This window comes from Ruegeria sp. E5 (genome assembly GCF_056534105.1).
The window spans coordinates 388,217-410,955 of sequence record NZ_JBQFPA010000002.1 but is presented as its reverse complement, the minus strand read 5'-3'; the positions used below and the strand labels follow the sequence as shown (position 1 = coordinate 410,955).

16 protein-coding genes are annotated in these 22,739 nt (G+C 55.5%); 15 read left to right on the top strand and 1 reads right to left on the bottom strand.

All coding sequences use genetic code 11. The features are described 5' to 3' along the window. Positions 1 to 84: 84 nt before the first annotated feature. The 10 genes from ACR0BI_RS10065 to ACR0BI_RS10020 all read left to right on the top strand — a co-directional run bounded on the left by ACR0BI_RS10065 (position 85) and on the right by ACR0BI_RS10020 (position 10,009). Positions 85 to 621: an ester cyclase gene (locus ACR0BI_RS10065; protein WP_170407056.1), complete on the top strand. Its 537-nt coding sequence runs from the start codon at positions 85 to 87 to the stop codon at positions 619 to 621. A 4-nt stretch (positions 622 to 625) separates the two neighbouring features. Continuing rightward, a complete protein-coding gene (hisD, locus tag ACR0BI_RS10060; RefSeq protein ID WP_480562172.1) occupies positions 626 to 1,957 on the top strand; it encodes a histidinol dehydrogenase in 1,332 nt (443 codons plus the stop codon). Next, positions 1,954 to 3,006 (top strand): ester cyclase, encoded by a 1,053-nt coding sequence (locus ACR0BI_RS10055; RefSeq protein ID WP_480562174.1) that lies wholly within the window; start codon positions 1,954 to 1,956, stop codon positions 3,004 to 3,006. The genes hisD and ACR0BI_RS10055 overlap by 4 nt, the downstream gene beginning before the upstream one ends. Before the next feature lies 1 nt (position 3,007). After that, positions 3,008 to 3,775: an SDR family NAD(P)-dependent oxidoreductase gene (locus ACR0BI_RS10050; protein WP_480562176.1), complete on the top strand. Its 768-nt coding sequence runs from the start codon at positions 3,008 to 3,010 to the stop codon at positions 3,773 to 3,775. After that, positions 3,775 to 4,794 (top strand): LacI family DNA-binding transcriptional regulator, encoded by a 1,020-nt coding sequence (locus ACR0BI_RS10045; protein ID WP_170465610.1) that lies wholly within the window; start codon positions 3,775 to 3,777, stop codon positions 4,792 to 4,794. Before ACR0BI_RS10050 ends, ACR0BI_RS10045 begins: the two co-directional genes overlap by 1 nt. Then, a complete protein-coding gene (locus ACR0BI_RS10040; RefSeq protein ID WP_170611474.1) occupies positions 4,791 to 5,780 on the top strand; it encodes a nuclear transport factor 2 family protein in 990 nt (329 codons plus the stop codon). Before ACR0BI_RS10045 ends, ACR0BI_RS10040 begins: the two co-directional genes overlap by 4 nt. 152 nt (positions 5,781 to 5,932) lie before the next feature. Next, the gene (locus ACR0BI_RS10035) at positions 5,933 to 6,895 is read left to right on the top strand and encodes a cupin domain-containing protein (protein ID WP_480562178.1); all 963 of its coding nucleotides are present in this window, start codon (positions 5,933 to 5,935) and stop codon (positions 6,893 to 6,895) included. Positions 6,896 to 6,997: 102 nt separating this feature from the next. Next, positions 6,998 to 8,122 (top strand): cobalamin-independent methionine synthase II family protein, encoded by a 1,125-nt coding sequence (locus ACR0BI_RS10030; protein ID WP_480562180.1) that lies wholly within the window; start codon positions 6,998 to 7,000, stop codon positions 8,120 to 8,122. After that, complete coding sequence (locus ACR0BI_RS10025) at positions 8,119 to 8,823, top strand: alpha/beta fold hydrolase (protein WP_480562182.1); 705 nt, start codon at positions 8,119 to 8,121, stop codon at positions 8,821 to 8,823. Before ACR0BI_RS10030 ends, ACR0BI_RS10025 begins: the two co-directional genes overlap by 4 nt. 463 nt (positions 8,824 to 9,286) lie before the next feature. Next, the gene (locus ACR0BI_RS10020) at positions 9,287 to 10,009 is read left to right on the top strand and encodes a response regulator (RefSeq protein WP_170394071.1); all 723 of its coding nucleotides are present in this window, start codon (positions 9,287 to 9,289) and stop codon (positions 10,007 to 10,009) included. On the opposite strand, the gene ACR0BI_RS10015 is transcribed toward ACR0BI_RS10020, so the two are convergent. Beyond that, positions 9,988 to 11,400 carry a sensor histidine kinase gene (locus tag ACR0BI_RS10015; RefSeq protein WP_170625638.1) on the bottom strand — a complete coding sequence of 471 codons (1,413 nt, stop codon included), beginning with the start codon at positions 11,398 to 11,400 and terminating at the stop codon, positions 9,988 to 9,990. The genes ACR0BI_RS10020 and ACR0BI_RS10015 overlap by 22 nt on opposite strands. Before the next feature lie 264 nt (positions 11,401 to 11,664). On the opposite strand from ACR0BI_RS10015, the gene ACR0BI_RS10010 reads away from it, so the two are divergent. The 5 genes from ACR0BI_RS10010 to ACR0BI_RS09990 all read left to right on the top strand — a co-directional run bounded on the left by ACR0BI_RS10010 (position 11,665) and on the right by ACR0BI_RS09990 (position 21,950). Then, on the top strand, positions 11,665 to 13,440 hold the full coding sequence (locus ACR0BI_RS10010) for a type I secretion system permease/ATPase (protein WP_480562184.1): 1,776 nt from the start codon (positions 11,665 to 11,667) through the stop codon (positions 13,438 to 13,440). A 39-nt stretch (positions 13,441 to 13,479) separates the two neighbouring features. Continuing rightward, positions 13,480 to 14,811 (top strand): HlyD family type I secretion periplasmic adaptor subunit, encoded by a 1,332-nt coding sequence (locus ACR0BI_RS10005; protein ID WP_480562186.1) that lies wholly within the window; start codon positions 13,480 to 13,482, stop codon positions 14,809 to 14,811. A 323-nt stretch (positions 14,812 to 15,134) separates the two neighbouring features. Further along, positions 15,135 to 15,797: a hypothetical protein gene (locus ACR0BI_RS10000; protein ID WP_480562188.1), complete on the top strand. Its 663-nt coding sequence runs from the start codon at positions 15,135 to 15,137 to the stop codon at positions 15,795 to 15,797. A 308-nt stretch (positions 15,798 to 16,105) separates the two neighbouring features. Then, complete coding sequence (locus ACR0BI_RS09995) at positions 16,106 to 19,000, top strand: calcium-binding protein (RefSeq protein WP_480562190.1); 2,895 nt, start codon at positions 16,106 to 16,108, stop codon at positions 18,998 to 19,000. A 355-nt stretch (positions 19,001 to 19,355) separates the two neighbouring features. Continuing rightward, positions 19,356 to 21,950 (top strand): hypothetical protein, encoded by a 2,595-nt coding sequence (locus ACR0BI_RS09990; protein ID WP_480562192.1) that lies wholly within the window; start codon positions 19,356 to 19,358, stop codon positions 21,948 to 21,950. Positions 21,951 to 22,739: the final 789 nt, after the last annotated feature.

The window sequence follows — 22,739 nt, the reverse complement described above, 5'->3', positions numbered from 1 at the left end:
GGATGCCGAGGGATTTTCTGTCAGCTGATTGAGCTACCCGATGAAGACAGAATTTCTATTGGCACCAATACAAGGATGAGAAAGATGAAGGGTTCCCGCCCGGAACAGGCCGTGCTGACACGTGATACGGACCTCGACAAAACAGAAGACACCCGCCGTGTGATTGAAACCATGGTGGATGGTCTGAACGATCACCGCATAGATGACATCGGCGAATTCTTCTCGGAAGGCTTCCGCTGGATGGGCAATCAGGGCTGCGGCACAAAAACTGGCCTGAAACAGTTTCAGGACAATTGGCAACGCCCGTTTCAGGCGGCTTTTTCGGACAAGACCTGCATCGACGAAGCGCGCCTTTACATGGGCGAGTGGGCGGCTGCGTTTGGCCGACAGGAAGCAACCCATTCGGGTGAGTTCCTGGGGATCGCCCCCACCGGAAAGCGGGTCGAGATCCGATATATGGATTTCTGGAAAGTGGTCGACGGCAAGATCGTCGACAATTGGGTGAATGTGGATTTCGCCCATGTAGCGGCACAGCTGGGTGTCGATCTGTTTAACGGTGAAGGCTGGGAAGCATTTGACCGGGGTGAGAAGTCTCCGCCCCGGCCTGAAACTAAGGATTAGGACAATGACAATCGAGTATCTGAAACGTGGTAAGTCCGATGCTGACCGAGCCGAGGATGACGCCAAAACACGCGCTGTCGTCGAAGCGACGCTGAAAGACATCGAAACACGTGGCGATGCTGCGGTACGCGAGCTAAGCGAGAAGTTCGATAACTATTCGCCAGCATCGTTTCGGTTGTCTCAAGACCAGATCGGCGACCTGATCAATCAGCTAACGGATCGAGAGCTGGCGGACATCAAATTCGCGCAGGAGCAAGTGCGCAACTTTGCACAAGCTCAGCGCGATTCGATGCTGGATATCGAAGTTGAGACTCTGCCGGGCGTCATTTTGGGCCACAAGAACATCCCCGTACAATCGGTGGGCTGTTATGTGCCCGGTGGAAAATTCCCGATGGTGGCCTCGGCGCATATGTCGGTGGCGACGGCCTCGGTGGCGGGCGTGCCGCGCATCATCGCCTGCACCCCTCCGTTTCAGGGCAAGCCCAATGCAGCGGTGATCGCCGCCATGCATTTGGGTGGGGCGCATGAGATTTACGTGATGGGCGGCATTCAGGCTATCGGCGCCATGGCGTTGGGAACCGAGACGATTGATCCAGTCCACATGCTTGTCGGTCCGGGTAACGCCTTTGTCGCAGAAGCTAAACGTCAGCTATTTGGCCGCGTCGGTATCGACCTGTTCGCCGGCCCGACCGAGACCATGGTGATTGCTGATGAGACCGCCGCAGACGCAGAGCTGTGCGCGACCGATCTTCTGGGTCAGGCCGAACATGGATATAACAGCCCCTGCGTATTGCTGACCAATTCTCGCAAACTGGCCGAGGACACGATGGCCGAGGTGGACCGGCTGCTGGGCATTCTACCGACCGCGGGCACCGCAAAAGTATCGTGGGAGGAATATGGCGAAGTGATCGTCTGCGACACGTATGATGAGATGCTGCGGGTTGCTGATGACATTGCATCTGAACATGTGCAGGTCATGACCGATCGCGACGACTGGTTCCTTGAGAACATGACTTGTTACGGCGCACTGTTCCTTGGCCCGCGTACCAATGTCTCGAACGGTGATAAGGTAATTGGCACCAATCACACGCTACCTACCAAAAAAGCTGGCCGCTATACTGGTGGTCTATGGGTGGGTAAATATCTGAAAACACATAGCTATCAAAAGGTTATGACTGATGAGGCGGCAACCTTGATCGGCGAATATGGCTCGCGCCTATGTATGCTCGAAGGTTTTGTGGGGCACGCCGAGCAATGTAACGTCCGCGTACGGCGTTACGGCGGCATCAATGTCCCCTACGGCGCGCCTGCACCCTACAGGGACGCCGCAGAATGAGTGACAGGCATACTGAGCACAAGACCCTGATCGCACAGGTCAGGGCTGCGATGTATGACTTTACCGAAGCCGGTGTCCGGCAGGCGTTGGATAAGATTTGTTCTCCCGACGCTGTGTTCCATCTGGGCTATCCGTTTGACGACACCAAAGGGAGTAATGCTTATTACGATTGTTGCTATCGCGATCTTCTGACCGCATGGCCCGATCTTGAGCGCCGCGATTATATCGTCATGGCTGGACCTGATGAATTCGGGGCCGATTGGGTTGGATGCGGCGGGTACTATACCGGCACTTTCGCGGGGCCATGGCTGGAGATTCCGCCGACAGGCCATCAGGTCACCATGCGGTTTCACGAGTTTTACCGGATCGAAAATGACAAAGTCGCCGAGGTGCAGGCGCTTTGGGATATCCCCGAAGTGATGATGCAAGCGCAGGCCTGGCCCATGGCACCCGGTTTGGGGCGGGAATGGCATGTTCCGGGACCCGCGACGCAGGACGGGCTGGTGCCCGGCCCGTATGACGAGGCCAAGGGCAAAGAGACTTGCCAGCACATTGTCGACATGCTGAATCATCTGACCAAACATCCTGCAGAAGGTGGTCCGGAGGTGATGGAGATGGAGCGGTTCTGGCATCCTCGGATGAACTGGTACGGCCCCTCGGGGATCGGCACAGGGCGGGGTATTGCGGGGTTCCGTAATTGGCATCAGATTCCATTCCTCAACGCAATGCCGGATCGCGGGCAGGATGTAGATGACATCACCTGTCATTTCTTTGGCGACGGTGACTATGCGGCTGTTACGGGTTGGCCCAACATGATCCAGACTGTCACCAATGATGGCTGGATGGGGATCGCACCGTCGGGCAAGAAGATCACGCTGCGCAGCCTCGATTTCTGGCGGCTTGAAAATGGCAAGATTCGCGAGAACTGGGTTCTGGTTGATCTGCTGGATACCTATCGCCAGCTGGGTGTTGACGTCTTTGCCCGTTTGCGAGAGTTCAACAAGGCGCGCGTTCCGGGCCGCATTCCATTTCCGGTTGGCGAGGTCTGATATGTCCCAATTTCCCAGCACCCCAAGTTTCAATCTTAACGGCAAACGCGCATTGGTCGCGGGCGCGTCGTCCGGTATCGGCATGGCCTGTGCCGTAGCACTGGCAGAGCATGGTGCCGAAGTGACACTGGCGGCGCGGCGCAAGGATGCGTTGCAGGATCTGGCAACAGAGATGACCGCTCGGGGATGGTTGGCGAATATACTTGAACTGGATGTTTCTGACGTTGCAGGCACTGCTGATGCGGTGGCGCAAAATGGGCCATTTGATGTCCTGCTGAACTCAGCCGGTCTGGCCCGACACAGCAGGGCCGTGGACACGCGGCCCGATGATTTTGATGCGGTAATGGATGTTAATGTCCGGGGGGCCTATTTTCTGACCCAAGCGGTGGCAAAAGGATTGTTAGAAGCTGGGCGCCCCGGATCGCTGATGAACATCTCCAGCCAGATGGGCCATGTGGGCGGGCGGGAAAGGGCAGTCTATTGCGCGTCAAAATTCGCAGTCGAAGGCTTTTCCAAGGCGATGGCGCTGGAGTTCGGTCCTGCAAAAATTCGGGTCAACACGATCTGCCCAACTTTTATTCTGACCGATTTGACCAAGTCGACTTTTGATGACCCGGACAAGCGCGCATGGATATTGGACAAGATCAAGTTGGGCCGCCCGGGCGAGATCGAAGACATCATGGGGGCAGTGGTTTATCTTGCCTCGGATGCATCGGCTTTGGTGACGGGCACCGCGTTGATGATAGACGGAGGTTGGACAGCAGACTGATGGCGGCGCAAAAAGTTACATCCATGGAGGTCGCCCGCCTCGCCGGGGTCAGCCAGTCTGCCGTTAGCCGTGTGTTCACTCCGGGGGCGTCAGCCTCGAAGAAGACGATTGAAAAGGTGCGTCAGGCCGCCAAGCAACTGGGCTATCGGCCGAACGTCCTTGCGCGTGCCGTAGTGTCCGGCAAAAGCCGGATCATTGGGCTTGTTGTGGCGTATCTGAATAATCAGTTTTATCCTGAAGCACTGGAAAGGTTGACGAACACGCTGCAGGAGCGCGGCTACCATGTGATGATATTCATGGCGTCGAACCAAGCCGAAAACGTCGATAGCGTGGTCGAGGAATTGCTCGACTTTCAAGTCGACGGCATAATCGCGGCATCGGTGGCCCTGTCGTCGACCTTGTATGAACGTTGTCGGACCGTGGGTGTACCGATGGTGTTGTTCAATCGGGCACAGGATGACCTCACTATGTCATCGGTTACATCCGACAATGTCGCCGGTGGCCGAAAGGCAGCCGAGTTTCTGCTGGCTGGCGGTCATGAGAAGATCGGATATATCGCCGGGTGGGAGGGCGCTTCGACCCAGCGCGATCGTGAAGCGGGGTTCGTAGCGGCCCTGCAAGAGGCGGGTGTCAAACTGCACGCCCGTGGAGCCGGAAACTTCATCGCAGAACAGGCGCGTGAGGCAACGCTACGCATGTTCGCGTCCGATCCACCGGACGCCGTGTTCGTGGCCAATGATCACATGGCGATCTCTGTGATGGACACGCTGCGGTTCGAGTTGGGCCTGCAAATTCCGGCCGACGTCTCGGTTCTGGGATATGACGATGTCGCCGTTGCCTCTTGGCCAGCCTACAATCTGACAACTATTCGTCAGCCTGCCAATCGGATGGTTGCCGAAACCGTCGATATTCTACTTAGCAAGATCGAAAATCCCGCTGCTGCGCCGCGCCGCACCGAGATTGACGGACCTTTGATCGTTCGCGGCTCCGCCCGCATACCTGAAGGATGGAAGACATGAAGGGATTTGATCCCAAATTCAAAGATTTCCCGGATTATATCATCGGCATCACCAAAGAGATTTGGGAAGACCGTGGCATTGCGACTCTGCATCAATATTACAGCCCAGACATCGTCGTCCGCTCGCCCGGTTCGGTTGTGTTGGGTAACCAGAATGTCATTGGTGCAACAATGGCCACGTTGGCCGAGTTCCCCGACCGTCAGCTGCTGGGCGAGGATGTGATCTGGTCGGGCACCCCGGAAGAAGGCATGCTGAGCTCGCATCGTATCCTGTCGACCGCCACGCATCGGGGCAATGGTGTCTATGGCAAAGCCACCGGAACACGCTTGCGATACCGAATTCTGGCCGACTGCCACGCCATCGACAACATGATCGATGACGAATGGCTGATCCGAGATCAGGGTGCGATTGTCCGGCAAATGGGCTGGGATCCCAAGGAATATGCCGCCGATCTGATAGCGCGTGAAGGTGGGGCCGAGGCCAGTGTGAAGCCTCTGTCACCCAAGATCGACATCGAAGGCCCCTACAAGGGGTACGGCAATGACAATGAATGGGGACACCGCCACGCGGATCTGCTGACACGGATAATGAATGCAGATATGGGCGCGATTGAACGAGAGTATGACCGAGGCGTGCAGACCGAATATCCCGGCGGTGTCACGGGCCATGGCTGGGATTCGGCTGATCGGTTCTGGATGTCTTTGCGTGCAGCCATGCCAAGCGCAACGTTCACCATCCATCATCAGATCGGGCGCGATGATCCGAATATGCCGCCCCGCTCGGCCCTGCGCTGGAGCTTGCATGGCAAGCATGACGGTTGGGGCGTGTTCGGCAAACCAACAGGTGCTGAGTTGTATGTGCTGGGGATCAGCCATGCCGAATGGGGCGAGTTGGTTGGAGGCGACATCAGGCTGCGACGCGAATGGACCTTGTTCGATGAAACCGCGGTCTGGAAACAGCTTCTGTTGGAAACCGGGGATCTCTGATGCCTCAAACGCGCGTCGCATTGGATGCCAGTGAAGGAACCCGGCGGTACCACGGCCACCGGGCGTCCTTGCGGGCGCGGCGGCTGAATAATCGCCCTCCGGGTGCATGAGGATCGAGACCTCTTGTACCAATTCAATGAACGGAGACTATTATGAGCACGATCCAACAACGCATTGTCCGCTACGGCGAACTGCAGCCTTGTAAAACCGCATTTATTGACGCGCACACGCCCGGTTCGGACCAGAAGGAAAACTTTACCATCGTAGGCGGTGGCGTATCCGAAAGCCCCGATCAGCATGTCCACATCAACGACAAAATCGGTTTCAATATTGGCGCGGCGGGACAACCTCCGAAATGCCGGAATTCACTGCACAGCCACACCACGGCCGAGGTGTTCTTTGTCGCCAAAGGACGTTGGCGGTTCTTCTGGGGTCGCTATGGCACTGCGGGTGAGTTTATTGCCGAGGAAGGTGACATATTTAACATTCCAACTGGCATCTTTCGCGGTTTCGAAAATGTCGGGCAGGATTATGGGATGATCATGTCGATCCTGGGCGGCGATGATGCGGGTGGCGGTGTCACCTGGGCACCACAGGTGATCGAAGACGCGCAGGCGCATGGGCTGATGCTGGGCGACAATGGCGTGCTGTATGACAGCAAGAAGGGTCAGGAACTGCCCCACAACGTGCGCCCCATGCCGCTGCTGACCGATGAAGAGCTTAAGAGCTATCCGGAAGTTCCGGTCGAAAATGTTATCGGCAAATATGTGGCACGCTATTGGGATCTGATGGCGCTTTCCGCTAACAAGCCAGCCAAAGTGATTGGCGAAGATGCCCTGATCACGGATAAGCCGGGGTTTGAGGTCGATTTCCTCGGACGCGGCTCTTGTTTAAACGAACCCGTCGCGGCGCATATGCCCGTCGTCCTCATGCCTGCGAGTGGTCATTGGCGGATTACAGTCGATGGCTATGAGACAACTTTGTCCGCAGGCGACACAGCGCTGGTTCTGTCAGGTGAAAGCTACAGTATCGTGCCCTCAATGACCGGAGAGGCCGGTCTGTATCGTATCACGGCAACGGACGATCCCGCCGGTGCTACCTGGACCGGTGCATAAAGGCAAAGTTGCGCGCTCCGATCTTTTTCGGGGCGCGCAGTATGTGACCCGTGCTTCACTTTGGACTCGGCACAGGGAAGTAATTGAATTGGAGATGACAAGATGACCCGAATTTCAACCACCCATGTGGGAAGTCTGCCGCGCAGTCAGGAAGTCGTCGATTTCATCTTCGCGCGTGAGCGGGAGGAACCGTTCGATCAGACAGATTTTGATGCCTGCATGACGAACGCGGTGTCCGAAACCGTAGGCAAACAGGCTGCAGCGGGGATCGATATTGTATCAGATGGCGAGACTTCGAAAATCTCTTACGCGACCTACGTCAAGGACCGCTACACCGGGTTTGCAGGCGACAGCCCGCGCAACGCTCCGGCTGATCTGAAGATGTTTCCGGGCTTTCTTCAACGTTTGGCGAATGATGGCGGAACTCCGCAATACGCGCGGCCCATGTGCGTAGGCGATGTGCGCTCGAAAGGGCAGGGCGAGTTGCAGAAGGATATCGACAACCTCAAAAGAGCCATGGTTGAGCACGGGATTGAGCGCGGATTTATGAATGCTGCCAGCCCGGGTGTGATCTCTCTTTTTCTGCAGAACGACTATTACCCGACGCGCGAGGCGTATTTGGCCGCGCTGGCCGATGCGATGAAATCCGAATATGAAACCATCGTCGCGGCGGGCCTGGATCTTCAATTGGATTGTCCCGATCTTGCCCTGTCGCGCCATATGCTGTTCACCGATCTTTCTGACGAGGAATTTGTCAGTATTGCCGAAATGCATGTCGAAGCGCTGAACCATGCATTGCAGGATGTGCCCGCCGACAAGGTTCGGGTTCACATCTGCTGGGGCAATTACGAAGGTCCGCATTGCTGCGATATCGGAATGGACAAGGTGTTCTCGACTTTGATGTCAACCAAGTCGCGCTATGTGCTGTTTGAAACCTCGAACCCGCGCCATGCACATGAATGGACGGTGTTCCGCGACCGCAAGTCCGAGATACCCGATGACAAGGTACTTGTGCCGGGCGTGGTCGATACCACCACGAACTTTGTCGAACACCCTGAATTGGTCCTGCAACGTCTTGAGCGGTTCGTGAACATCGTGGGAGCGGAGCGGGTGATTGGCGGATCGGATTGCGGTTTTGGCACTTTTGCGGGGTTTGGCGCTGTCGATCCTGATATCGCCTATGCCAAACTGAGTGCGCTGGCCGAAGGGGCTGCTCTGGTCAAATGACACCACTTGTCCTTTTGCCGGGCATGATGTGCGATGCTCGGCTATTCTCGCCGCAAATTGGTGCATTGTCTGGCAGATATCCGATACTTGTCGCCCCCATTGGTGCGCATGATACGATGCAGGCTCTGGCCGCCGAGGTTTTAAAACACGCGCCCGACCGGTTCGCATTGGCCGGTCTTTCCATGGGAGGCATTGTTGCGATGGAAATGCTGCGGCAAGCACCGGGGCGTGTAGCGGGGATGGCGTTGATGGACACCAACCCGCTGGCAGAGGTGGATCAGGTCAAGGCGAGGCGTGAGCCCCAGATAGAGGCGGTTAAAAACGGTCGGCTAAGCGATGTGATGGCCGAGGAAATGAAGCCCAACTATCTGACCGATGGCCCTGATCGACAGGCAATTCTGGACCTATGCATGGATATGGCTATGGCCTTGGGGCCGGAGATTTTTGTTAACCAATCCAAGGCCCTACGAGATCGCCCGGATCAAAGTCACACATTGTGCGCTTTCAAGGGATCTGCGCTGGTCCTTTGCGGCCGTCATGATGCGTTATGCCCAGTCGAACGCCACGAATTGATGCATGACCTGTTGCCGCAAAGCCGGTTGGAAGTCATCGAACACGCGGGCCATTTGCCAACTCTGGAACAACCGCAGCAAACCACGGTGGCGCTGCTGCGCTGGCTGGAGACAATCGAAGCAATCTAAGCCGGATTTCCGCAAGGCCGTAGATAGCTCTGGCGGAAACTGACTACGATATTACTCTGTCGGACTTGGAGCCCCTATCGTAGCGTGGATGCAGCAGTAACGTTTAAGGGTTTCAGAAGCACCCAAATCTGGTTCAGAGCCTGCTGTCGCGATCAAAACTGCACTTAAGTCAGGGCACACGCGATACACCAAATAAAAAGCCTGCTACCAAGTCTCTGACGAAGATTGCTTTGTTGCACGCAGCCACCTGCGGAAGGTGGCGGAAGTTGGAGGAATTTGCTGTTTGGAGTGACAAATTATTCAATCGTCCGGAATGCCCCGGTGGATGATTGTCTGGTTTAGCCATGAGTGGCGATTGCGGTCGCCGCGTACCAGACAGTTTGATCGTTCTCTGCAACATTGACAGCTTCGAATAGCAAATGTTGTTATCGTAACGACAGGCATCGTCCCGAGGAGAAGAGCTATGCAAGACGTCGCGGATCAATCCGCTGGCTATGATGAGCACATTCTGATTTGTGACGATGACATCGAGTTTGCTCAGGGTGTTTGTGCATTTCTGACTGACAAAGGGTACAAAATCGAACACGCGCAAGATGTACCCGCTGCGCGGTTGATGATGGCTGATGAAACCTACAGCTTGTTTCTGCTGGACCTCGTGATGCCAGGAACTAGTGGTAAGGTGTTATGTCACGAGATCGCTTCGCGCATAGATGCCGGGATCATCATGATCAGTTCGATTGATGACGACGCCGAGCGGATTTCCCTGCTGGAACTGGGCGCGGATGATTACATCATTAAACCATTCAACGAGTTGGAACTCCTCGCGCGCGTGCGTGCTGTGCTGCGCAGGCGTGCTGGTGGAACGCAGGGAAAATCCCGGGTTACCCGGTTCGGAGAATGGGAGCTTGTTGAAAACGAGCGACATCTCAAAAGTGAAGATGGTCGTCTCATCACACTCACCTCAAGCGAAGTGCGGGTTATGCGCTTCTTTGCTGAAAACCCGGACGTGTTGTGTACCCGAGAAGACCTTCTTGCCGTTGCCCGGACCCGACAGCATGGCGGTGCAGGAGACAGAAGCGTTGATGCTCTGATCAAACGGTTGCGATCGAAGATTGAGAGCGACCCTTCAAATCCGGAATATATTCGAACGGTCTGGGGGCAGGGTTACATCTTTCGTCCCGGCTGAACTCCGGTATCAAGCGGCAACAGCACATTTGCCCTAAGGCCTCCGCTCAGGCGGTTCTCAAGCGTTACAGTGCCCCCCTGATCAACCACAATCGCCCGGACTATGGCGAGGCCGAGGCCCGTTCCGGGTTCGGTGGCTCCTAGTCTCTGGAAAGGCTCAAATGCTGTTTCAAGTTGTTCGGTTGGGATACCTGGTCCTTCATCGTCTATGTGAATTGCGGCCATATCGTTCGACGCGGTCAAAGAGACATTTGTTCGACCCCCGTATTTGACCGCATTCTCCAACAAGTTTCTAAGAACCCGGGTAAGCGCGTTATGTCTTCCTTTGACCACCGCAGATTGTTCGATTGTGCAGGTCACATCGCGACCCGCCTCAACCTGTTCATCTACAAGCGCCTCAACCAGTGAGCGCAAATCCAGGCGTGCAAGCTCTCCATCGTGATGCGTTTCGCGGTTGAGGTTGGTGACGGAGTTTACAATATCGCTGATGGTTTCCAACCGCTTGAGCAGTTGCTCTTTGGGTGCTGTTGGTTCCAATTTCTGGATCGCATCGTGCATCCGTGCAATCGGTCCCTTCAGGTCATGCCCGAGGCTACGAAGCAAGGTTGTCTTGTACTCAAGCGCCAGAACAATCCGGGCTTCCATGCGATTGAACGCAATAATTGTGTGGCGGATATCAATGGCACCCGCCTCGACGAGTGGGCCGACTTCTTCACCCCGGCCGATCAACTCGGCATTGACGGCCATCGCGCTCAGCGGTCGCATCACTTTCTGAATAAGAAACGCAAGTGCGCAAAGCAGGGTAAGCGCGACCAGACTGTCGATTGAGCCAACGATGACCAAAGGTACAATGTTCTTGTTTTTCATGAGCAAATAGCAGTTCAGCCATTCGTCATCATCCTTGAGCCGGACCGAAAAAACGCTCACCAGAAACGCGTCAACGCTTTCTGCATCGATAGGTTCGCCCGAGTGGCTCTTGAACAGTTGCAACAGCGCGCTTTGGTCGTGTTTGGCGTCAACGACCGTGTCTGCCACGGACAGTTCCGCGACGGCGATCCCGCGGTGTTCCAGCCGCGCCGTCAGCCAGTTAGCCAGATTCGGGCGGTCGCGGCCATTGGCCAAAGTGGTTGCTGCATCCTGCGTGCCGACCCTGACACTCCATTCTGCAGGAAAGAAACCAAGCGCTGCTTCGGAGCGGCTGTCAGGAGGCACGCGGGCCAGGGTTGAAACCACCTGCGCAAGAAAGGCATCGCCCCTGTTTCGGATCTCTTCAGCGCGAGAGTTTCGGATCTGAACCACATCGGTGACTACCGAGAACACGCCGACAATCGTCCAGCTGATAAGCACGATGCTCATAACTTGTGTTCGAAGTGTCAGATCATTCCAGCGCATTGCGCGTAGGCTCCCTGTCCCATCCCCCTGACTTGGGACGCTAATTCAAATACCGCCGCATTCCCAAGCGGAAATTGCAACCGCCATGCCGCTGATGATGCAAAGGGGTTTCACCCACCGGTACCGCACTTCCGGGCACCCGGTTTCGTCAGCTCGGTAAACAACCGGCCAAATTCGTCAATTGAATCAAAGTGTGACAAGCCCTTGGGGCATCGGCGGCTGGTCTCCAAGTATCACCCACAGAGTTTTTATTGGGAGCCAGCTATGTCAAAGCATTCATCCGTTCATCCACAACTTGCCAGCGCCCGGCGCGCGCTGAAGGGCAATCTGATTGCCACCGGCGTTTTCAGCGGTGCTGTGAACCTATTGATGCTGACAGGGCCGATTTTCATGCTTCAGATCTATGATCGCGTGATGTCTAGCCAAAGCGTGAATACGCTTGTCGCGCTCAGCACACTTGTCGCCGGTCTGTACTTGTTCATGGCCTTGATTGACGGCGCGCGGACCCGTGTGCTGGTTGCCATGGGGCATCGCTTTGAACAAAGGCTCACCCGAACAGCGTTTGATTGCACTTTGTCCGAGCCGTCGCGAAACCGTCCGGGTGGCAACCCTGCGGCGGCAATTCAAGATGTCGAAAAAATTCGCGGTTTCCTGTCGGGTCAGGGTGCCGGAGCTTTGTTCGATCTGCCGTGGATCCCGGTCTATCTGGGATTGGTTTTTGCCATGCACATGTGGCTGGGTATGGTCGGTGTAATTGGCGCGCTGGCATTGGTTGCCATTGCCATCGTTACGGATATCAAGGTCCGCGCTGCCGCGTGCGTTCAGTCTGAGCATTCAGCCAAGCGCAATCGTCTGGCAGAAGCCGGCCGCCGGAATGCCGAAATGGTTCGCGCGATGGGGATGCAGTCCAATCTGGGCAAGACCTGGCAAGATGTGAATGATCTCCACCTTGGTGCGAGTGCTAAGGCGGCCACTACTGTCGGAGTGTCTGGTAGCTTTACCAAGGTGTTCCGCCTGGCACTTCAGTCCGCCGTTCTTGCGGTCGCCGCTTATCTTGCCATCCATGGACATATATCGGCTGGCTCAATCGTTGCGGCATCGGTCATCATGTCCCGTGGCTTGCAGCCTATCGAGACTCTGGTCGGTAGTTGGCGCAATCTGGTTGCTGCCCGGCAAGCATGGGCTCAGCTGAAGCAAACTCTTTCTGGTGACGAAGCTGACCGTCGTATTTCCATGCCCAAGGCACAGAAGTCGCTGACCGTTGACGGCCTGATCGCTGCCCCTCCGATGGCCACTGCCGCTGTTCTCAAAGGTGTTGGTTTCGATATGAAAGCAGGCGAGGCACTGGCTGTGATTGGAACGACCGGCAGCGGAAAATCAACCTTGGCGCGCACACTTGTTGGTGCATGGTCGGCGGCCAAAGGCAGCATCAGTCTCGACGGTGTGCCGATCGACCAGTACCTGCCTGAGGAGCTTGGCCCCCAGATCGGCTTTCTGCCGCAGGATGTTGAGCTCTTTGACGGAATGATCGCCCAGAATATCGCGCGTTTTGATCCCGAGGCGACGGACGAGTTGGTGATTGCCGCCGCCAAGGCAGCGGGTGTTCACGAACTGATCGCTAGCTTCAAAGACGGCTATGCCACCTCGGTTGGCGAGCGTGGCGCGGCCTTGTCCGGTGGTCAGCGACAGCGTGTTGCCCTTGCGCGCGCGCTTTATGGTGATCCATTTCTGGTGGTTCTGGATGAGCCCAATTCCAATCTGGATGCCGTGGGCGAGGCTGCACTGAACCATGCCATTCTCGCCGCCAAGGCACGCGGGGCGATTGTGATCGTCATCGCGCACCGGGCGAGCGTGCTGGGTTCAGTCGACAAGATTCTGATTATGGAAGACGGTCGCGCCGGAGATTTTGGTCCTCGTACAGAAGTGATGGAGCGGTTGCGTCAACGCAATCAGGCCGCCGCCGGAGCTGCACAGCCTGCCGCTGAACAGAAGACCGTCGAACAACCCCAACAAACAGAAATCGTTGCCGCCACGGGCTGACCCAGGCCGGCGCTGTAAACAGAATGAATGGAGGAAGTCATGAATACCAACAAGAATTCCAACACGAACAACAAAGGGTTTAGGGATTGTTCTGCCCAATCCATCGGCTTTGGTCTGGTCGCAATTGCTGTGCTCGCCATAGGAATCGGTGGTTGGGCGATGAAAGCCCCGATGTCCGGGGCGGTCGTGACGGCTGGTAGTGTGGTGGTCTCGTCCGACCTCAGAGCTGTGCAACATCCCGACGGAGGTATTGTCGGCGCGATTCACGTCAAAAACGGAGATAGGGTTGAGGCTGGCGATGTTGTTCTGACACTTGATGATCAGCTGTTGTCAGGCAGCCAAGCCTTGGTCGATGACAGGCTCGTGGCGCTTGAAGCGCAGTTAGTTCGTCTGACGGCCGAGCGCGATGGTCTGGACGATCTCGTACTGTCCGAGGAGCTTGCGGCCCGAAAAGACGAAGACAAAGTTGACCGCGCACTCGCAACGCAGCGCGCGGTGATGGAAGCACGTCGTCTGTCGCAGGATGGTGAGGTCGCGGCCTTGGAAGAGAAAATCGAACAGGCAGGGCAGGAAATTGTGGGCCTGGAGGCGCAGCGCGAAGCTTCCGAAGAAGAGATCAAACTGATCGACAGCGAATTGGAGGGTCTGACGCAGCTCTTTGAAAAGGGTTTAGTGCCTGGTACCCGGGTGACGACTTTGCAGCGTCAAAGAAGCAGTCTTGTCGGTAATAGTGGCGGCCTGACCTCTCGGATCGCAGTCGCCCGTGGTCGTATCAGCGAGACGCGTATCCATATCCTGCAACTGGAAAAGACTTTCCGCGAGCAGGTGATGAACGAGATCTCCTCGCTGGAGGTCGAGCTGGATGGCTTGAAAGAACGTCGGAGCGCGGCCGCGTTGCAGCTGGCGCGGGTTGACCTTCGGGCTCCGGCGGATGGCATCGTGCACGAGTTGGGTGTGCATACAATCGGCGGCGTGGTGTCTCCGGGCGAAACGCTGATGCAGATCGTGCCCGAGGATGACGGGTTGGTGGTGACCGCTAGTGTCATGCCACAGGACATCAACAATGTCGCCTTGGGCCAGGCTGCGAGCGTGATGATCGGGGCGTTCGATCAACATGTTGCCCCTCGGTTGGATGGGCACGTTGAGTTTGTCTCGGCTGATTTGAAAACAGATCAGATGACTGGCTTACCCTACTACGAGGCGCGGGTTGCACTAAGCGAGGAGGCTGTCGGACTTTTGTCTGACCGCCAGTTGAGCCTGCTGCCGGGTATGCCGGCTGACGTCTTCATCGAAACCGGCGAACGTACCTTGTTCCAGTACCTTCTTGATCCTCTCAGTAAACAAATCCGGACCACGTTCCGGGAGGTCTGATCGACCGCATGATGTGAGCTGCCCAATAGGAAGAAACAGCTAAAACCAGCGCCAGAAATGGCGCTGGTTTTTTCGATCCTGAAGGCGAGGAGGGGCGAAGGTGGTACCTGAGCGGGTGCTGGTCCACATCTTGGAAGCGCGTCCTGTCTGAAAAGAGATGATGCCCGGCTTGAGAGCCTATTTTTGTCATACTTTGTAACAATTTAGCCCCCTTTTTCGCGTTGTAATGAAGGGGTCGGATAACCACCTTTTTGTTATACCCGAGGAGGAAGTTTCTAAGATTTTTTGGGTGCTAAACAAAGTGTGTAACAAGGAGAAATACAATGAAACATGTAACCGCTACGAGCTTCGAGAAAGCCAACGACGATGTCATCGCCGTGCCCCCGATTCAGCCTTTTCCAAAGTGCGGAACCGAGGTGCCAAACGATGGTGAAGACCTGGTGGCTGTAAATCCGTTGCCGATTAATCCGCTGGTTGCCGATCCCATCGAAGATCTGGTTGCCGTGAACCCGCTGCCTTTTGGTGCGGTTCCTGCCGGTGAAGGTGACGACGTCACCGCAGTTTCCCCGATCATGCCTGACCCCCGGTGTGGTACCGAGGTTCCGCAGGATGGTGAAGACCTGATCGCAGTAGCCCCGCTGCCTTATGGTGCGGTTCCTGCTGGTGAAGGTGACGATGTGACCGCAGTTTCGCCGATCATGCCTGATCCCCGTTGCGGCACCGAAGTGCCACAGGACGGTGAAGATCTGGTTGCAGTGAACCCGCTGCCCTTTGATCCGATCGTTCTGGATCAGGGTGATGACGTCATCGCTGTACCCCCGATCCTGCCGCTGCCCAAATGCGGCACCGAAGTACCGGAGGATGAGTATGACCTGACGGAAATGGCGCCTCCGCCGCTGTGCGAGATCGTACCGACTGCAGGCGGCGAAGACATCTGCGGAACCCCCGTTCCGACCGACAGCTTCTTTGTCGATATGGTCGCCTAAGTGGGGCGAAAACTCAGCGATCATCTATCGCTGCACAACCAAAATCCGGGCGTCTTAGTTCCTGTTGAAACTGACGCCCGGGCAAACAAAGGGAAAACCAAACTCACCGGCTGGGGCCTGAAACAGGCGCCAGCCGGATTGCTGGTTTTCTCAGGCCGTGGATTCCATTTTTGTCATACTTTGTAACAACTTAATTGGCTTTCGCCTGTTGAGATCAACAGCCTGAAAAACCACATCTTTCCTATGATCTGTGATGCGTATGGGCCCGAACCTCGGGTGTCGACCATCCAGGAAACAGGAGGAAAGACATGAAACATGTTAGCAAATCAAAATTCCAGCCCAACTCGGCGAGCACGCTCAACATATCGGTTGGTCTTGGTGAAACGGATGACGATCCTATCGTGATCCCGCCGGTTAGTCTGCTGTCGGAAGAAAGCAGCGAATTGCAGGACTACGTCTGGGAAGATTCAGCCTCGGACGACGAGACTGTAGCCAGCAACAAACCTGATATTCCCGTCTGGACCGGTGGTAAATCACCTGGCGATGGCCACAGCGGTTGGTGGGATAAATATGGGACCCATCTGCATGACACCAGCGGCACCTATGTCGGCCGCGATGTCAAAGCCCGTGGTGAATACAATATGGCCGATGGTGAGGTGAGCTTTGAAAACCTGATGCACCGTCTCTCAAGTGGGCAAAGCAAGGGGACATATCTTTACACCCGTATCGAAGGGAATGACGGGGATAACGTCATCCACGGTTGGAACCCCGAAAACTGGGATAACTATGATGGCGGCACCTCGATCAAGAATTACTATTCCAACTATCATCATCGGGACAATATCTCGGGCGGTGACGGAGATGACATCATCATCGCCTACCGTGGGAACGACCAGTTGTTCGGTGATGGCGGTAATGATGTCATCTATGGTGGCGGTGGCCACGACTACATCGATGGAGGTGAAGGTGATGATCAGCTGTTCGGCGAATCCGGCAACGACAAGATCATTGGCGGCGGAGGCAAGAACATCCTTGTTGGCGGCGAAGGCGATGACATCCTGATTGCCGGGAATGAAGGCGACAAACTGTACGGTGGTACTGGTAACGACCTTCTTGTCGGCGGTGACGGTGATGATGTCCTGTTTACCGGGCATATCGACGAAACCTCTGCCGACACGCTTTACGGTGGAAAAGGGGCCGACACGTTCGTTATTGGCTCTGTGCCTGAACCAACAACTCATGATCCCAACCATAACCAATCGAATGGTCTGGGCGAAGAGTGGCTGGAAGAGGCAGGTAATCTGGCACTCGCCAAGATGCTGCCAGGCGCGAAGCTGTTCATCAACCTTGCCAGAGGCCTGATCGACGGGATCAAGAACATGTTCAAGACAGAGGAGCAGGTTGTCGAAACCGTCAACCCGCCGAAGGTGTCTCTGGTCGAGATCCTCGACTTCAACCCGCTTGAAGACAAGATCATTGTACCAGTCAACGTGGAGGGGCCAGTAACGCTGGACCTGCAGGCATCGATCGTTGATGGCGCGGCATTCGATCTGGTTGCGCTTGATCCGGCCGACAACAAGTTCAAGGTGATTACAACCTTCTATTGGGATGAGGCGTCGAACATCTTTCCGGGCGCAACAAGTATCTCGCAGCAGAACACAGATGCCTTCATTCAACGGTTGAAAGAAACCGCTCTGATCACGGGGCCGGATGGTGCGCATTATGGCTTGGGCCAAAAGATCGACCTTGGCCTGAGTAGTGAAGACCTTGCAGGTCTTGGAACCAGCAAGTTCGTCACATTCGGGGCGTTCGGCGGTGTTTCGATGGTCGGCTTTCATGACGAGGATCGTCAGTTGGGAACAAACCACAACGACGTTCTGCAAGCCTATACGTCCGAGCGCGATACCCACGGCGGAAACGAGGCCGAAATCCGCAATGACGGCAATGATGTTCTCTACGGCTTTGGCGGTGACGATATCATGGCTGGCGGTGGCGGCTTTAATAAGCTGTATGGTGGAGAAGGCAATGACACGGCCTGGTATGGTGACAGCCTGAGCGGCATCTATGTCGACATGAACAACAAGGCGGAAGATGCCAGCGGTGAGTATTACTGGGCCTGGCATGGCAACAGCGCCAATCCGTTCGATCTCAATGACGAGATTCGCGACAAGGAAGGCTATGATCTGCTCTGGAGCGTCGAGAACATCTATGGCAGCGACCATGATGATGTGATCATCGGCGACGACGGCGATAACGTCTTCACCTCGGGTGATGGCAAAGACGTGCTGACCGGTAACGGAGGAGCTGACACCTTCATTCTGAACGGCGGCGAGAACACGATCACCGATTTCGATGCCAATGAAGGCGATCGGATCGAGATCGATCTAGACGCTTATGGGATGACCGGTTGGTTTGATCTGGATCACCGCATCGAAAACGGCCAGATCGTGCTGTTCAACAAGCTGACAGACGAGATCATCGTGCGCTATGACGATGACGGAAACGGTTTTGACCCGTCCTACATCGACCTGCGCAGCCTGGTTGGCGACGACAAAGGCGGTTATCAGGTTGTCTATGAACCGCCCTTTGGCGCAAACACGCTGGAGTGGTTCGAGAAGTACGGCAACCGGATTGATGCCGAGGTGGGCGAAGAGATCACCACCGTAGATGGCACCGATAGCTGGGACTATATGGTTGGCGATACCGGCAGCGGTGGATTGACCCTGAATGGTGGTGCTGGTGATGACTACATTGTTGGCGGTGCGCTCAATCAGTTCGCTACTCTGAACGGCGGCGACGGCAATGACACCATCGTGATCCGCAAAGGCGCGATGATCACCAATGCAAATGGTGGAGACGGCGACGACGTCATCATCCTTGATGCAGACCAGTCTTCAGAAGCCGGGTTTGCCAATATGTTCGGTGGCGAAGGCAGCGATACTTTTGTCATCACCGGCCCGGGCAGCCAGTATGGAGGTCAGGTGATCCGGGATTTTGAGGCTGACGACTCGATTGTTATCGATCTGGAAGGGTTCGGGATCTCGTCTCTGGATCAACTTCAGATCGAATGGCGTTCCAGCACTCACTGGGTCACGGCAAATGGCCAAAAGGTGATCAGCGTACAGGGTGTTGATGAGCATTTCGATGTCATGCAGCACATCAGCGAGCTGACGGCTCAGCAATCACAGGATTGGGGTCTCTGATCATCGCCTGATAACAAAAAAAACGCCTCAGCCGGTCTGGATCGGCTGAGGCTTTCTTAACAGTTCGATCTGGCAATAATGCAAAGTTAATTATTGCGACATTCCAAATTTGGCGAAGACTCGCGCAACTACACCGATCTTTTGCTCAAACCCCGCCATAACCCACTGACCTACAGCGTTTTTTAGCGCATCAAAAGGTTGGCCTAGGCCCGCATCCGCTCAGATTAATTCGTTAATGAACTCTTAACGTGTCCTGAACTTCTGACTTGTTACGCAAGTTGGGCCTGAATTCATCGGGCTAATAAAGCCGAAATACTTGGGCTGAAACAACGACAAGATGGGAGTCTGTTTCAAGATGAGTAATGGAACATATGAAGAATTTCGCGACGCTTTGCGTGCATTTGAATCTGGTTGGGATCGAGATCGATACGACGCAGGAATCATTCAGGATTGGCAGCTGAACCAATGGGCGGGAGGGGCCGTTGCCGACTTCTATCCAAGCTATTCCAGCTGGTCTGATCTAAGCAGTGATGAATGGGACGCGATGTCCTATCGCTCGATGAACTCGCTTGGTTTTGTTGGATATCAGTTCGGCGAGGCGCTGTTAATTGACCTCGGGTATTACACCGATGATGTCTATTATGGGAAGGGCGCGGCTTCGAACACCTGGGATGGCACATGGACCGGTAAGAACGGGGTGAATTCGCTGGCAGAGTTCACAACCGCCGAAGCGCAGGAGCGCGCGATTCAAGAAGCTTTTGGCTACAATCTTCAAGTCATCGAAACCGGGCTGGGCTATCAGGGAGAGAGCCTGTCCGACTATCTCGGCACGACACGCACTTATCTGGAAAATGGCCAGGCCGTCTCTGTCACGCTCAGTCTTACTGGCATAATGGCCGCCGCGCACCTGCGGGGGGCATGGGGCACGTTGGCTCTGCTTCAGGGTGGAAGTGTATCCACCGATGAATACGGTACTTCGATCCTGCGGTATGTCTCGCAATTCGGCGGTTATGACGCGCCGAGTATCGAAGACGCTATCAAGGTATACACCGACGGTGTCTTGCCCACGGATACAAATGGCGGCACCGATAACGGGAATACGTCGCCGCCCGTTGTCCCACCGGTTATACATCCGGAACCCACGGAACCGACCGGCAACGGGACTGCTGACACCACAGAAGATACTGCGGATGTGGTGATTAACTGGGCTTGGGGCACGAATGCAACGATCCCGGATTTCGACCCTACGACCGATACGATCTTCATCGCATGGGTCGGTGCAGACGCGTTGGAGGTTGCCGAGGTTGATGGCGCGGTTGTGTTCTCGATCCCGTCCAACAACCAGTCCACGACCCTCAGCGGTGTGACACTTGCTGAGCTGAGCCCGGCAAACTTCACTATTCTGGACAATACCGCCGCAGCTGAAGTGCTTGGGCTGATAGGCACTGATGGTTCAATGCCGACCAGCGGTGGCAATGGTGGCGGAGATGGTGGTGGCGGTGGCCATAGCCACCAACATATGCACGTCATGCTGGGCCTTGCCAGCGAGGCACAGACGGTCGAAGGCTTCCTGCCCGCGATGGGAGATGTCATTGAAATCGGACCGGACATTGGGGCTGATAACTTCTCGATTTTCGAAGAGAGTGGGGACGCTCTGGGGCAGACCGTTAGAATTGAGCTGACCTCGGGCAATGTAACCAAGCAGATCGTATTCACTGGCTTTGGCCTGTCCGATCTTTCGCTCAGCAATTTCTCTATCACGGATCAGACGGTGTTGAACGAAGTGTCCACAGCTTTGGGGCAAGTTATCGTCTCGCCGGGAGACGGAGAGGGCTATGACCTCAGTTATGATGCAGACGGGTCAAACCCGCCCGCGATCACCGGCAATACAGACACGGGCGGGGTGAAATACCGGGCCGATAGCAACGCTGACGACATAACCGGATTCCGCCCCGGTGTGGACGAGTTGGACTTTGGCGGTACGTCGGTTCACGGCATGATCGTCACCAAATCCAAGGCCGGCGAGATTGTTATCGACAGCCCATGGTCGGACGCGGCGCAAATCGTGCAAGGTGTCACCTTCCAGGACGTGACCATCGACAGCTTTGGTGTGGTCGGCAACGAACACCTCCGTCAGGATATGGGCGGCGTTCTTAGTTGGGAGCAGGGCGTAGGACCTCGCGATGCTGACACAGTCTATGTTCGCAGCCACGAATATGGCGTGCACGAAGTTATTGACGGTTTTGATCCTTCAACGATGAAGATCAGCTTTCTGTATTTCGGAACCCGCGAGCGGCTTAGCGTCGAGGACAGTGGCGATGGTCTGGTGATCTCATCCTTGCCGACCGGACAAAGCATCACGCTGACCGGCGTGACCAAGGCTGACCTGATCCCGGGTCTGGTCGAATTCCATTTTGATCAGGTGATGGAAGACAATCTCGAGGTACCATTTGGCTTTGACCAGAACGATGTGACGTTGGTTGCTCGCACCATACTGCTGACCCCACAGGCTCCTGTCGGGGCGACGACAGACGGTTATCAGACACGGGTCGGAGATCTGACAGGGGGATCGACCCAACCAGAAATCGGTAGTGGAACCAACGAACCCGGAAACAGCCAAACCCCAGGAGTTGTGACCTTCGGCGCTGAAGCGGATGTGGCAGAGCTTACCTGGAACTGGGGGGTAAAGACCCAGATTATCAGTTTTAATGCCGATGAAGATATCATCGATTTCAACGCTTTGAGCGAAAGCGATGTGTCGGTCACCGAAATTGATGGCGATCTTATCTTTGAAGTTGTCGGAAATGGCGGCCATACCGTTACACTTCAGGATGTTCAGGCCGAGGGTCTGGATCTTGGCAACCTGACGGCTGATGACTGGAACAGTGTTGCCGAAGCAGAAAGCGCCCTGACAGACCAACTTGAAGCGCTCGGCATGTCCATCGCCTGAGGCACTCCAATAAGTGGTTCCCGGTCTGCGCTAGGCCGGGAACGAAAACAAACACATGAAAATCGATGGGCGCTGGCCTCGTTTCCGGTTCGGTTCCGTGATCAAACCATGCGACCATAATATTAATGCTCGGATCGCTTGCGCTAGGTTCTCGTGGCTGGCTTTCTTATCGTTTGTCCTTCCGGCTCTACTTAAACATTACTCCAATAGGCTGCCGGACGGAGCGTTTAGCATATCAATTTGCTAAGCCAAACTAATCGGATGTCTTTGACAGAATTTGGCCACCGCTGCAGAGTCGGGTTGCAGGCGTTTCCAGTGCGGAAGAAATCCATGATCGCGACCGTTAGAAGTGTGAATCCGATTAAAGCCTTCTTTTTGTTCGTTTTGTCCTTCGCTTGTTTTTGCGCTACAAGCGCTTTGTCCCAAAACTCAGTGCCGCAAGTCGTTCTAACGGATGAGATCGTCCAGCGCATAGAAACACAGCGCGCAGCCGATCAGGTGTTCGCGGCTGACTATCAGGCATTGATTGAGAGTGCAGAAGCGCATTTGCAGTCGCCTACTATTGTTGAGGCAGTTCGGAATGGAGATGGTCAGCTTCACGAAGCTTTTCGTGGATTTGGACAACGTCCGGTCGAACGCCTCACCACACTGGCTTTGGCTTGGCGATTGACCGGTGACAGTCGCTATGCCGATCGCGCCAGAACCGAACTCTTGCAATTTTCGGAACTGGAGACATGGCAGCCCGCACACTTTCTGGGATTAAGCCGTGTCACATTGGCGGTGTCGCTC